This window comes from Pseudomonas sp. GM24, from assembly GCF_000282235.1.
Lineage (GTDB): Bacteria > Pseudomonadota > Gammaproteobacteria > Pseudomonadales > Pseudomonadaceae > Aquipseudomonas.
In genome coordinates, this window is sequence record NZ_AKJR01000035.1 from 1 (window position 1) to 13,400 (window position 13,400).

Consider the following 13,400-nt stretch of genomic DNA (forward strand, 5'->3'; position numbering starts at 1 on the left):
CCACTCAGCCTGCCGACGGGCCTTAAGATCAAGAGCTGCAGCCGAGCTAACGCTCATCCTGTTGAGTGGGGCGGCTTTGCCGCGTGGGCGGTATACAAATTAACTGTGGGAGCGAGCTTGCTCGCGAAGGCGGCCTGAGAGCCGACCCATCTTCTGTCTGATGTACTCAGTTCCATTGTCTGATGTACTCAGTTCCATTGTAGGGTACTCAGTTCCATTGTAGGAGTGAGCCTGCTCGCGATGGCGGCCTGTCAATCGGCCGATTTCCAGCGGTCAGGTCTTAATCCAACAGCTCATTCGGTCTCATTCGGCTCTTGGAAAACCATGTCTCCGAGCTTTGATAGTTACTGACAGGGTCAACACCAACAACCCTGCAACGATCCACGGAAACGCCCCCACACCGAGGTTGCCCAGCAACACACCACCCATCAAACCACCGCCAGCAATCCCGACATTCCACAACGTCACCAGCATCGATTGCGCTGTGTCAGCAGCCTCTTTCGCGGTTTTCGCTGAGGCGGTCTGCAGCAGCGATGGCATTGCGCCAAACGCCAGTCCCCACACAGCGGTGGCGATGTACACCACATTCGGCGAGTCGCGCCACAGACCCAGTGCTATCGCCGAGAGCATGAACAATCCGGCGCTGATCAATACCAGTTCGCGTAGACAACGGTCGATCAGGCTGCCGACGATCCACAGGCTCAGCACCGAGGCGAGGCCGAATACCAGCAACACGCGGTCGACATTGGTATCCAGCCCGGAAAGCTGCAGAAAGGGCGCGATGTAGGTGTAGAGCAAGTTGTGCGCGACGACGTAGGTGACGGTGACAAACAATACGGCTCGCACGCCCGGCAAGTTAAACACCTGACGCAGCGGCATGCGCTTTCCCACGCGTTCGCCGGCGAAGTCCGGTACTTGCCAGCGTACCCAGACCACCAACACTACGGTCAGCGCGGTCATGATCGCGAAGCTCAGACGCCAACCGATCAGGCTGCCGAGCAGGGTGCCGACGGGTATTCCCAGCGATAGCGCGAGCGGTGCGCCGAGCATGGCCACGGTGATGGCGCGGCCTTGCAGGTGCGGGGCGACCATACGGCTCGCATATCCGGCCAGCAGTGCCCAAAGTAATCCGGCAAATACGCCGGCAATGAAACGTGCAATCAACGTTAGCCAGTACAGCTCCGACAGCGCGGTGATGCTGTTGGCGATGGCAAAGCCGCCGATGGCGGACAGCAGCAGCGGTCTGCGCCGCCAGCCGCGGGTGGCGATCGTCAGTGGAATCGCTGCCAGAATCGAGCCGATTGCGTACAGCGTGACCAATTGCCCGATCAGCGCCTGGGAGACGTTCAGGCCGCTGCTCATCTGCGGCAACAGGCCGGCGGGCATGGCTTCGGTCATGACCGTAATGAATCCGGCGGTAGCCAGTGCCAGCAGCGCAGCAAGGGGTAATCGCTCGCGGCGTTCGGCAGGTTGTTCAAGTGCGGGGCATTCGAGTTGTGCGTCGTTCATGAGCCGGCATCCGTGTGCAGAGTTGACGAGGAGCACAGGGTAGAGCGCTGCACATCGGTGAAAAACGGGTTAAGGTTCCGAACATATCGGACACGGATGTCAGCAATGGGAGAGTGGTATGGATAGCCTGGGCAGTATTTCGGTGTTTGTTCAGGTCGCCGAAACGCGCAGTTTCACTGAGGCTGGCCGCTTGCAAGGGGTGTCATCGTCGGCGGTGGGCAAAAGTATCGCGCGGCTGGAGGCGCGACTCGGCGTGCGCCTGTTCCAACGCACCACGCGCAGCGTCACGCTGACCAGTGAGGGCGCGCTGTTTCTGGAGCGCTGTCGCAAGATCCTCGCGGAAGTCGAGGCGGCGGAATTCGAGTTGTGTGATGCCGCCGCCAAACCCCATGGCAAGTTACGCATCAGCCTGCCGCAGGTGCATGGCCTGGTGATGCCGGTCATGACCGAGTTCATGGGGTTGTACCCGCAGATTGAACTGGATCTGGATTTGACCGATCGCATGGTCGATGTGGTTGAGGAAGGTTTCGACGCGGTGATCCGTACCGGCAAACCGCGAGATTCGCGACTGATGGCGCGACCGTTGGGCGATTTTCACATGGTGCTGGTGGCCAGCCCGGCCTATCTGGCGCAACGCGGTGTGCCACAAACGCCGGGCGATCTGGCAGCGCACGCGTGCCTGCGGCATACGTTTCATGCGACCGGCAAACTGGAAACATGGCCGCTGATCCGCGCGCAAGGTGCCGCCGAGCCGACGTTGCCGACGCGGCTGGTCAGTACGTCCATCGAGGCCGTGAGCCACGCGGTGCTGGCCGGTATGGGCATTGCCTGTCTGCCTGATTTCATGACCCGTGAGGCCGAGGCCCAAGGGCGCTTGCAGCGGGTGCTGGATGCGCATCTGGAACACACCGGGCAGTTCTGGGTCCTATGGCCATCGAGTCGCCACGCCACGGCGAAACTGCGCGTGTTTATCGATCATCTGGCGTTGCGACTTTTTCCCGCAACGCGCGGTCGATAGAGTTGTAACTGCTTTAAGACACTAATCCATGCGCCGCAGGGTCGTGATCTGTTGCACAATACGCCCCGGACTGTTTTCTCTCAGGATGTTCAATGTTGATTTCCACTCCCATGCGTGTTGTCGGGTTGGCGCTGTTGTTGACCGCTGTTGCCGGCTGTTCGAAAGACAAGCCGATGTATGAGCATGAGAACTTCGATGACTCTGGTACGTTTTCGCGCAATTACCCGGTGACCGATTCGGTCAGTTGCGAAGCGGCCCGTCGTGCGTTGCTCAGCCAGGGCTACATCATCACCAGCAGTGACCCGAAACTGGTCAGTGGCCACAAGAGTTTCCAGCAAACCGGCGACACCCACATGGAGATCAGCTTCAACGTGGTCTGCGCCGATGACGGCAGTGTCGGGCACCATGCGACGATGTTTGCCAACGCCTTGCAGGATCGTTATGCGCTGAAGAAGACCAACAACTCCGCCAGCCTCGGCGTGGGTGTGTTGGGTTCGGTGTCGATGCCGATCGGCTCGTCCGACGATTCGATGGTCAAGGTTGCCAGCGAGACGGTGACGTCGCAGAAGTTCTATGAGCGCTTCTTCACGCTGGTGGAGTTGTTCCTGCCGGCGGAAGCAAAGAAAGCTGCGCACATTGAAGAGAAGCCGAAGGCTGACCTCGGTGTGCCTGAGGCGAAGGCGGCTCCGGCAGCGCTGGCGCCAACGCCGACTCCAACGCCTGCGCCCGCCGCAACCCCTGCGCCTGCAGCGGAGCCCGCTCCCGCACCTGCCGAGGCCGCGCCAGTGATGTCTGAACCGGTTGCGCCACCGGCAGAGGCCGCGCCGATCACTCCGGCGCCGAGCGCAGAACCTGCACCGGCGCCGACGACCGAAACCATCACGCCACCGGCCAACCCGGACATCCCGCCGCCATCCGAGCCGATTCCGGCGATGCCAGCGTCCGGCCAATAAACCAGCCTCACCGCAAATCCCTGTGGGAGCGAGCCTGCTCGCGAAAGCGTCGGAACATTCAGCACGCATGTGACTGACTGGCCGCCTTCGCGAGCAGGCTCGCTCCCACAGTGGTTTTTGCGGTGGCTTAAAATCTCGTTACATTCCTCTGACAAAATTCCCGCGATAAATTCCTGACCACCTGCTACGTTTTAATCATGAAGGCCGGGCTTCACTTTTCCTTCACACGAGCACGTTAAGCTCGAGGCACTGGGCATTTGCTCAGGCCCATTCAAGAGAGCAGCAGGGGGATTACACGATGGATGAATATCAAGAAGAGCTGCTCGAGTACCAGGCCTTTGAACTGGATCAACCCGAGCCCGCCGAAGACGCCACCGAGCTTTGACTTGCAGCTTGAAGCTGGTAACGCGCAGGCGCTTTTATGCCGTTTTGCGGTGACTGCGGCGGAATTCGCCGGGCGTCTGACCGCTCCAGCGTTTAAAGGCTCGCTGGAACGCTTCGGCTGAAGCGAAACCGAGCAGGTAGGCGATTTCGCCAAAAGCCAGTTCGGTGTCGCGGATGTAGGTCATCGCCAGATCCCGACGCGTGTCGTTGAGGATCGCGCGAAACTGCGTGCCTTCTTCGGCCAGTTTGCGCCGTAACGTCCAGGTCGGCAGCTTCAGGCGTGCCGCCACTTCTTCCAGGTCGGGTTCCCGGCCGCCATTGAGCAACGGCCCCAATAGCTGAGTGATGCGTTCGCGCAGGCTGCGGGTTCGGGTCAATTGCTCAAGTTCCCGCTCACACAACTGCAGCAGATGGCGCCAGGTACTCGGGCAGTGCTCGGGATTGCGCTGTGCGAGGCTGTTGAGGTTCAGGCGCAGTTGATTTCGTTCGGCACCGAACTGGATCGAGCAATCCCCCAGCACGCTGTAAGCCTCGCGGTAATCGGGCTCATCGAATTCGATTTCAATGCGTTCGGCGCGCAGCGGTTCACCGCTGACACTGGAGAGCTGATGCAACCACCCGGCGATGATTGAGTCCACGACAAAACGGTTATAGGCGTTGTACGGGCTGATCGAATAGAAACGCAGCCACGCGCCATGGGCGTCTTCGTGAAAACTCGACTGGCCGCGATAGTTGGAACCGTACAACGCTTCGAAACGGATCAGGCAGCGCGCGGCCTCACGCACGGTCGGCGCTTGTGCGGCGGTGACACCGGCCAGCCCGGCCTGGCTCAGGCGACTGAGCTGACCCATGCGCAATCCCAACGCCGAATTGCCGGTCAGTTGAATCGCCGCGTGGCCCAGGCGCATATAGCGCGGAATCGACAAACGCGCCCCGGCCTCGGCCAGCCGTGCGGCGTCGAGGCCATATTGCTCGAGGAGCGGCTGCGGATCGACCGCATGACTGCGCACGGCATCGGCGAGGCTGTGCACGAAGCCCACCGACAGATCCCCCAGACGCATCGGCAGCGGTTTCATGGCTTACAACCAGATGTTCAACAAACGCGCGCCACGGGCCTCGCCATCGGCGAACTGCTGACCGTTGCTGCTGAGGAAACTCTGACCGGCACTGGCCTTGTCCCAGAACTGCCCGCGCAGGAACACACTGATGCCGGCGATCGCTCGGCTGCTCGGTGGCTGCGCGGTCAGCGTCAACCGATGCCAAGCCTGTCCTTCTGTAAGCTCACCGGGTTTGAGACTGACCGAGCCCGGGGTACTTGAACCTTTGTAACCGCGCCATGGCTGATTCCACGCGCCTTGGCCGAACACCTGCGCCGGCACCGCGATCAATTGTGCGTTTTGCTCATCGAGTTTGCGGTAATTGTCCGGATACCAACTGTCGCTGCCAATCAGCACACCGAGGCGTCCGGCCGGGGTGTCGACCACGTTGAGCGCATGTTTGTCTGCACCTTCGATCACTTCACGTTGATCGAACACCGGGTGCATCTGCCGTTGCGGCTGACCCAGCGGCACGCCGTCACGGCCGAACACCACGCTGCTGTTGAACAGCGCACCGCTGCCGGGTTTGAGCTGGCCATCACGGATGCTCGGTTCCGGCAGCACGATCGAACCCGCCACCAGCGTCACATGAAACTCTTTGGCCAGACCACCGAACAGTGCCTGGTAATCCTTGGCCATCGCCTTGGATTTCATGCGCAGGTACGCGTCATTGAGGCGGTCACTGCCGTTGGCACTGAACCAGGCGCGGGCGAACAACAACGGATTGCTCGCCGCCAGCCAGTTCATCGCCTCGGCGAGGGTCGGGGCCTGATACAGCTCGTCTTTTTCACCGCTGAGCAGCAACCAGGTGCCGACGTTTTCCGGCAATACCACGACGGTTTTGTCATTCAGCAGGCCTTGATCCTGGGCTTGCTGCAGATAAGCCGCGAGTTTGCGGTGCAAGCGTTCGGCGCTTTGATAATCGGTGGGAAACAGTTCGGGCTGGATGCCCAGCAGATTGCCGCGATCGGCGGGGGTGCCCTGATCGACCGCGACTTTAATGCGTAAGTCCGACAGGTAATGCCCCGCCGGCCGGTCCGCCGCCCACATGGCGTAGGTGGTCAGGGCGGCAACGAGGGCCATGGAAAAAAACAGGTACAAAAGTTTGCGCATGAAAACCAACAACTACCGGGTGCAGGGTATGGCGACTAGGGTAGGGCCCATGGCTCCGGTTGCCAAGGGGCGCTGCGCATTTGGATCAATAAGTTGTCAGTTACGGTCATTGAGTGACAGCGATGCGACTCTTAGTCTGTCGAACATGACTGACGGGGGCCGCAGAGCTCCCGCAACTTTTCCGTGATTGCTCGTTGTGGAGTTACCGATGACCGCCGCTCATTACCCGCACCTGTTGGCCCCGCTGGACCTGGGATTCACCACGCTGCGCAACCGCACCCTGATGGGCTCGATGCACACGGGCCTTGAAGAAAAACCGGGTGGTTTCGAGCGCATGGCGGCGTACTTCGCTGAGCGTGCCCGAGGCGGCGTTGGCCTGATGGTCACTGGCGGTATCGGTCCGAACGACGAGGGCGGCGTCTATTCTGGTGCGGCCAAGCTGACCACCGAGGAAGAAGCGCTCAAGCACCGCATCGTCACCCGCGCGGTGCACGACGCGGGCGGCAAGATCTGCATGCAGATCCTTCACGCTGGGCGTTATGCCTACAGCCCGAAGCAGGTCGCGCCGAGTGCGATCCAGGCCCCGATCAACCCGTTCAAGCCCAAAGAGCTGGACGAAGAAGGCATCGAGAAGCAGATCAACGATTTCGTCACCTGCTCGGTACTGGCGCAGACCGCCGAGTATGACGGCGTCGAGATCATGGGCTCGGAAGGGTATTTCATTAACCAGTTCCTCGCCGCGCACACCAATCACCGCACCGACCGTTGGGGTGGCAGCTACGAAAACCGTATGCGCCTGCCGGTGGAAATCGTTCGCCGTGTACGCGAAGCCGTCGGCCCGAACTTCATCATCATTTTCCGTCTGTCGATGCTCGATCTGGTCGAGGGCGGCAGCACCTGGGACGAGATCGTCACCCTGGCCAAAGCCATCGAGCAAGCCGGCGCGACCATCATCAACACCGGCATCGGCTGGCACGAAGCGCGGATTCCGACCATCGCCACCAAAGTGCCGCGTGCGGCGTTCAGCAAGGTCACGGCCAAACTGCGCGGCTCGGTGAAGATCCCGCTGATCACCACCAACCGCATCAACACCCCGGAAATCGCCGAGCAGATTCTTGCCGAGGGCGATGCCGACATGGTCTCGATGGCGCGGCCGTTCCTCGCCGACCCGGACTTCGTCAACAAGGCCGCTGAAGGTCGTGCGGATGAAATCAACACCTGCATCGGTTGCAACCAGGCGTGCCTCGACCACACCTTCGGCGGCAAGCTGACCAGCTGTCTGGTCAACCCGCGTGCGTGCCACGAAACCGAACTCAACTACCTGCCGGTGCAGCAGAGCAAGAAAATCGCCGTGGTCGGCGCTGGCCCTGCCGGTTTGTCCGCCGCCACTGTAGCTGCCGAGCGCGGCCATCAGGTGACGTTGTTCGATTCGGCCAGTGAAATCGGCGGCCAGTTCAATATCGCCAAGCGCGTGCCGGGCAAGGAAGAGTTTTTCGAAACCCTGCGTTACTTCAAGCGCAAGCTGCAGACCACTAACGTTGAGGTGTGCCTGAACACCCGCGTCGACGTGGCGAAACTGGTTGAAGGCGGGTACGACGAAATCATCCTCGCCACCGGCATTGCGCCGCGTGTGCCGGCGATTCCGGGCGTCGACAACGCCAAGGTGCTGAGCTACCTGGATGTGATCCTTGAGCGTAAACCGGTCGGCAAGCGTGTCGCTGTGATCGGCGCCGGCGGTATCGGTTTTGACGTGTCGGAATTCCTTGTCCACGAAGGCGTGGCCACCAGTCAGGATCGCGCCGCGTTCTGGAAAGAGTGGGGCATCGATACCAAACTGGAGGCTCGCGGTGGCGTCGCGGGGATCAAAGCCGCACCGCATGCCCCGGCCCGTGAAGTGTTTCTGTTGCAGCGCAAGAAAACAAAGGTCGGTGATGGTCTGGGTAAAACCACCGGCTGGATTCACCGTACCGGTTTGAAGAACAAACAGGTGCAGATGCTCAACAGCGTTGAATACCTGAGCATCGATGACCAAGGCCTGCACATTCGAATCGGTGAAACTGGCGAGTCCCAACTGCTGGCGGTGGACAACATTGTGATTTGCGCGGGGCAGGATCCGCTGCGTGAACTGCACGACGGTCTGGTTGAGGCGGGGCAGAACGTGCACCTGATCGGCGGCGCCGATGTCGCGGCGGAGCTGGATGCCAAGCGTGCGATCAACCAGGGTTCGCGCCTCGCCGCTGAACTTTAAGCCCTGCGCTGAACCTGTGGGAGCGAGCCTGCTCGCGAAGGCGTGGTGTCAGTCGACATATGTATTGGCTGACACTCCGCTTTCGCGAGCAGGCTCGCTCCCACAGGATTTGTGTTGTTCACAGATGCAGTGAGCACCACCAAAGTGAGCACCACCAAACCTGAGCACCACCAAACCAATGTAGGACACCAAACCAATGTAGGAGTGAGCCTGCTCGCGATGGCTGCTTCTGAGCGACTAGAATGCCGGCTCTGTCCAGATCGAATCGCCGCCCATGCTTTTGCCTCCCTCCGATTGGCTCCCCCAAGCCCCGCTACAACCGCTTCAACTCGACTGGCTCGCAACCGCCGGCATTGAAGTCGCCATCCTGCGCCTCGACCAGATCGACCCGCTGATCAGCGGCAACAAATGGTTCAAACTCGTCGAACACCTCAAGGCCGCTGATCGCGTGGGTGCCGAAGGCATCATCAGTCTCGGTGGGGCTCACTCCAATCATCTGCATGCGTTGGCGGCGGCGGGAAAACGGCTGGGGTTCAAAACCGTGGGGCTGTTGCGCGGGCATGCGCAGGAAACGCCGACCGTGCAGGATCTGCAAGCCTTCGGCATGCAACTGCATTGGTTGGGTTATGGCGGCTATCGCGCACGCAATGAACCGGGATTCTGGGCGCCTTGGCGCGCGCAGTATCCGCAGTTGTATGCGGTGCCCGAGGGCGGTGGCAGCTTAACGGGGGCGCTCGGTTGTGCGGCCATCAAACAGCAGGTGCAAGCGCAATTGCACACGCTGGGCTGGAGTGATTATCACGCTTGGTGGCTGGCCTGCGGCACCGGCACGACATTGGCGGGATTGCTGCTGGCCGAAGCAGGGGCCCACCCGGTCTATGGCGCGCTGGCTGTGCCAGATGATCACGGCGTGGCGCCGCAAGTCGAGTCGATCCTGCAAGCCGCAGGGCAGGGCAACGGGCGCTATGAACTGATCGACGCCAGCCGCGGCGGTTTCGCCAAGGTTGATCCGGCGTTGCTTGAGTTCATCGAACAAACCGAACAGGCCAGCGGCGTTCCTCTGGAGCCGCTGTACACCGGCAAGGCGTTGCTGGCGCTCAAACTGCAAGTCGAGGCGGGCAGGTTCGCAGCCGGCACACGGCTGATCTTCATTCATACCGGAGGTTTGCAGGGGCGGCGCGGGTTTATCGCCAGCCCCTGACGCTCAACCGCGCTTGGGCATCATCCGCAGCAGGGTGTTATCGCGCACCACATAATGGTGATAGATCCCCGCCAGGGCATGTAGCCCGATCAGCCAGTAGCCGATCGTGGCAATGAGCACATGCCAGTACTCGACCTGTTTGGCGAAATCCTTGTTCTCCGCGACCAGCAGCGGCAGATCAAAACCATAGAACATCACCTGATGCCCTTCGGCGCTGGTGATCAGCCAGCCGAGAATCGGCATGCTGATCATGAACAGGTACAACGCCCAGTGCATCAGCCGCGCCAGCACGGTTTGCCATTGCGGCGAGGCGGGGAAGATTTTCGGCGCCGGGCCAATGCTGCGCGCGAGCAGGCGAAACCACACCAGCACAAACACGGTCAGGCCGAGCATGTAGTGCACTTCGCGGATCAGCGTGCGCCCGCCACTGCCTTTGGGAAACAGGCCGCGCAACTCCATGCTGGCGTACACCAGCACCAACAGGACCAGCATCAGCCAGTGCAACAGGACCGAGACGGTGCTGTAGCGCGATTCGGAACTTGTCCACGGCATACGGTGTGTCCTCACAGATCAGGGTCAAAACGGCCGTTCTTGGGCGACGGCATGCTTTAACTGTAATCCGCTTTGGCGGATTTGCCTGAGGCTGATCGGACTTTCAATGCTCTGAATGGGGGCTTTGCCAATAAAAAACGCCAGCGTCGTGCAGACGCTGGCGTTTTTGTTTGTAGCCAGCGCCAGGAATCAGCTCGATTGCGGCATCTCGCCGTTGGCCAGGCGCTTGTTGATGTCAGCAATCACTTCCGGCAAATCGGTGATGGTGTCGATCATGTAATGCGGGCGCGAGCCTTCGAACAGCGCGTGAATGCGCTTGCGTTCGCTGGCCAGTTCATCGCTGCCCAAGGCGCGGAAACCGGCGTAATCCAGACCCAGCGCGTTGCCCGAGCAGATCAGTGCCACGGTCCACATCCCGGCGCGGCGGCCTTCGAGAATGCCCGGCACGGTGTCATCGATCTTCACGCACGCCGCGACATCGTCGATGCCCAGCGCGATCACGTTGGCCAGGGCCTGTGCCGGCCATGGGCGACCATTCGGCACTTCGTCGGTGGCAACCACGTGGTCGGCGACGTAGCCGTTGGTGGCAGCCAGTTCGACGACCTTGTCCATCACTTGCTTCGGGTAGCCGGAGCAGGAACCGATCTTGATCCCTTGCTGACGCAGATTGGCGATGGTTTCCAGTGCGCCGGGAATCAGCGCCGAGTGCTCGGCGATCTTCTCGATCTGCAGCGGCATGAAGCGCTTGTAGATCGCGGTGACGTCATCATCGGTCGGCGTGCGGCCGAATGCCTTGCGATAACGCTCGGCCACTTGCGGCTGATCGCAGAGGGTGATGGATCCCACTTGCCCATGCCCATCGGGCCACGGGCTTCTTCGATGGAGACCTGCACGTCGAACTCGGCGAAGGCTTCGACGAAGATCTGCGTGGGTGCGAACGAGCCGAAATCGACCACGGTGCCGGCCCAGTCGAGGATCGCGGCTTGCAGCTTGTTTGGATTGACGTAGTTCATGTTGATCAAATTCCTGAGTTGGCAATGCAATTCAAACTGTAGGAATGAGCCTGCTCGCGATAGCGGTTGATTACTCAACAGCTTCGTCGACTGACACGGCCTCATCGCGAGCAGGCTCACTCCTACAAGGGATTGGTGGTGTGGCTCAGATTTCGAGGACTTCCATCTCACGCAACACTTCACCGACCGCCGCGACGGCCTGGCGCATTTCGTCCGGGCTGACATGGCCGATGCAACCGACGCGGAAGGTTTCGACCTGGGTCAATTTGCCCGGATAGAGGATGTAACCCTTGGCCTTGACCCGCTCGTAGAAATCCTTGAACTGATAACGCGGATCTTGCGGCGCATGGAACGTGGCAATGATCGGCGCCTGAATCGCCGCCGGCAGGAAGCTGCGCAAACCGAGTTTGCCCATCTCATCCATCAATGCCTGACAGTTGGCGGCATAGCGCGCATGCCGCGCCGGCAGGCCACCTTCTTCGTTGTATTGCAGCAGCGCTTCGTGCAGCGCCGCGACGACGTGGGTCGGCGGGGTGAAGCGCCATTGGCCGGTTTTCATCATGTAGGCGTGCTGATCGAACAGGTCCATCGCCAGCGAGTGCGAATTGCCAGCGGCAGCGGCCAGCGCCTCTTTACGTGCGAAGACAAAACCCATCCCCGGTACGCCTTCCAGGCATTTGCCGGAGGCGGCGATCAGCGCGTCAAACGGTACTTGTTGCGCATCCACCGGCAACGCGCCGAAGGAACTCATGGCATCGATAATCAGGCGTTTACCGTGTTGCTCGACGACCTGAGCGATCTCCGCCAGCGGGTTGAGAATCCCGGTGCTGGTTTCGCAATGGATCAGCGCAACGTGGGTAATGTTGCTATCGGCGCGCAACAGGCGATCGACGTCAGCGGCGGTGGTCGGCTCATCTTCAGCGGTTTCAAAGGTGCTGAACGAGCGGCCGAGCACTTCGCAAATCTTCGCCAGGCGCTTGCCGTAGGCACCGTTGATCAGCACCAGCACTTTGCCGTCACGCGGCACCAGGGTGCCGATGGCCGCTTCAACAGCGAAGGTGCCGCTGCCCTGCAATGGCACGCAGTGGTGAGTGGCGGCGCCGTTGAGGATCGCCAGCAGTTGTTCGCACAGGCTGGCGGTCAGTTGATTGAAGCGGTCATCCCATGACCCCCAGTCGACCATCATCGCCTGGCGGGTGCGGGCCGAAGTGGTCAACGGGCCGGGAGTGAGCAGGATGGGTTCGGCGATACTCATTCGTATGTCCTCGGATTGCGCTGTGGGATGAAGCTACGGGGCATACGTTGCAATTCGCCGTTGCATCAATCAAATTGTTTGTTGTTATGCCAGCCATCAGCGAGAGTTATTCATGAACCTGTTCCAGCTCCGCGCCTTCGACGCCGTGGCCCGTGAAGGCAGCTTCACCCGCGCCGCCGCACGGTTGTTCATCAGTCAGCCGGCGGTTACCGGGCACATCAAGGCGTTGGAGGAGCACTACCAGATCACTCTGTTGCGGCGCACCGCGCGTCGGGTGGAACTGACCGAGGAGGGCACCAAACTCGCGGCGATTACCCGCGCAATGTTTGGCCTCGCGGAAGAGGCGCAGACGATGCTCGAGGCCAACCGGCAATTACTCACCGGACGGCTGGAAGTGGCGGCGGACGGGCCGCACATGGTCATGCCGATGCTCGCCAGCCTGCGTGCGCGCTATCCGGGGATCACCGTGAATCTGCGTTTGGGCAATGCTCAGGAAACCCTCGCGGCGTTGTTGTCGGAACACGCCGATGTGGCGGTGTTGACCGAAGTGGAGCCGCGCAAAGGCTTGCATCTGCAAGCGTTGAGCGAATCACGGATCTGCGCCTTGGTACCGGCAGGGCATGCGTGGGCGATGCGCACCGGGGAAGTGAAGCTCAAGGAGCTGGATCAAGTGATCATGGTGTTGCGCGAGCCGAGTTCGATCACCCGGCGCACGTTTGATGAGGCCTGTGCGCAGGCGTCGATCCATCCGCGCGTGTTGCTGGAGCTCGATAGCCGTGAGGCGGTGACCGAAGCCGTTGCCGCTGAGTTGGGCGTTGGCGTGGTGTCCTCGGTGGAGGTCAGTCATGACCCGAGGGTGGTGGCGATTCCGATTGTCGGGGACGGGCTAATGAACCGGCACATGATCGGCTGCATGGAGCGGCGCCGGGATTTGCGCTTGATTCAGGCGTTCTTTGGCTTGGCGCCGGCCTGATACACCGAGTCGCCCCAATCGCTGGCAAGCCAGCTCCCACAGTGATCTCGGTCGTTCAAAGGTGCTGGGTACAGCCAAGAAACC

At 61.0% G+C, this 13,400-nt stretch carries 10 protein-coding genes and 1 pseudogene; 5 read left to right on the plus strand and 6 right to left on the minus strand.

Annotated features, from left to right (window positions below; genetic code table 11):
* Window positions 1–303: 303 nt before the first annotated feature.
* A complete protein-coding gene (locus tag PMI23_RS05660) occupies window positions 304–1,509 on the minus strand; it encodes an MFS transporter (protein ID WP_007917315.1) in 1,206 nt (401 codons plus the stop codon).
* A 118-nt stretch (window positions 1,510–1,627) separates the two neighbouring features.
* On the opposite strand from PMI23_RS05660, the gene PMI23_RS05665 reads away from it, so the two are divergent.
* A complete protein-coding gene (locus PMI23_RS05665; RefSeq protein WP_007917313.1) occupies window positions 1,628–2,527 on the plus strand; it encodes a LysR family transcriptional regulator in 900 nt (299 codons plus the stop codon).
* Between the two features lie 92 nt (window positions 2,528–2,619).
* Window positions 2,620–3,480, plus strand: coding sequence for a DUF2242 domain-containing protein (locus tag PMI23_RS05670; protein WP_007917311.1), 861 nt, complete (start codon window positions 2,620–2,622; stop codon window positions 3,478–3,480).
* A gap of 419 nt (window positions 3,481–3,899) precedes the next feature.
* Here the strand turns inward: PMI23_RS05670 and PMI23_RS05675 are convergent, their stop codons facing one another.
* Both PMI23_RS05675 and PMI23_RS05680 read right to left on the minus strand, forming a co-directional pair.
* Entirely contained in the window at window positions 3,900–4,940 is a 1,041-nt protein-coding gene (locus PMI23_RS05675; protein WP_007917304.1) for an AraC family transcriptional regulator, read from the minus strand.
* A 3-nt stretch (window positions 4,941–4,943) separates the two neighbouring features.
* Window positions 4,944–6,074 carry a nitrilase-related carbon-nitrogen hydrolase gene (locus tag PMI23_RS05680; protein WP_007917302.1) on the minus strand — a complete coding sequence of 377 codons (1,131 nt, stop codon included), beginning with the start codon at window positions 6,072–6,074 and terminating at the stop codon, window positions 4,944–4,946.
* Window positions 6,075–6,282: 208 nt separating this feature from the next.
* Here PMI23_RS05680 and PMI23_RS05685 point away from each other — a divergent pair, with 208 nt between their 5' ends.
* Window positions 6,283–8,322 carry an NADPH-dependent 2,4-dienoyl-CoA reductase gene (locus PMI23_RS05685; protein WP_007917300.1) on the plus strand — a complete coding sequence of 680 codons (2,040 nt, stop codon included), beginning with the start codon at window positions 6,283–6,285 and terminating at the stop codon, window positions 8,320–8,322.
* A gap of 274 nt (window positions 8,323–8,596) precedes the next feature.
* Window positions 8,597–9,523, plus strand: coding sequence for a 1-aminocyclopropane-1-carboxylate deaminase/D-cysteine desulfhydrase (locus tag PMI23_RS05690; protein ID WP_007917298.1), 927 nt, complete (start codon window positions 8,597–8,599; stop codon window positions 9,521–9,523).
* Window positions 9,524–9,526: 3 nt separating this feature from the next.
* Here PMI23_RS05690 and PMI23_RS05695 read toward each other — a convergent pair whose 3' ends face one another.
* From PMI23_RS05695 to PMI23_RS05705, 3 genes and pseudogenes are all read right to left on the minus strand, one after another.
* Window positions 9,527–10,075, minus strand: a complete 549-nt coding sequence (locus PMI23_RS05695) for a cytochrome b (RefSeq protein ID WP_007917296.1) — start codon at window positions 10,073–10,075, stop codon at window positions 9,527–9,529.
* A 189-nt stretch (window positions 10,076–10,264) separates the two neighbouring features.
* Window positions 10,265–11,088, minus strand: a pseudogene (gene phnX / locus PMI23_RS05700) (phosphonoacetaldehyde hydrolase).
* Window positions 11,089–11,233: 145 nt separating this feature from the next.
* Entirely contained in the window at window positions 11,234–12,343 is a 1,110-nt protein-coding gene (locus PMI23_RS05705; protein ID WP_007917292.1) for a 2-aminoethylphosphonate--pyruvate transaminase, read from the minus strand.
* A 112-nt stretch (window positions 12,344–12,455) separates the two neighbouring features.
* On the opposite strand from PMI23_RS05705, the gene PMI23_RS05710 reads away from it, so the two are divergent.
* On the plus strand, window positions 12,456–13,316 hold the full coding sequence (locus PMI23_RS05710; protein WP_007917290.1) for a LysR substrate-binding domain-containing protein: 861 nt from the start codon (window positions 12,456–12,458) through the stop codon (window positions 13,314–13,316).
* The last annotated feature ends 84 nt before the right edge of the window (window positions 13,317–13,400 follow it).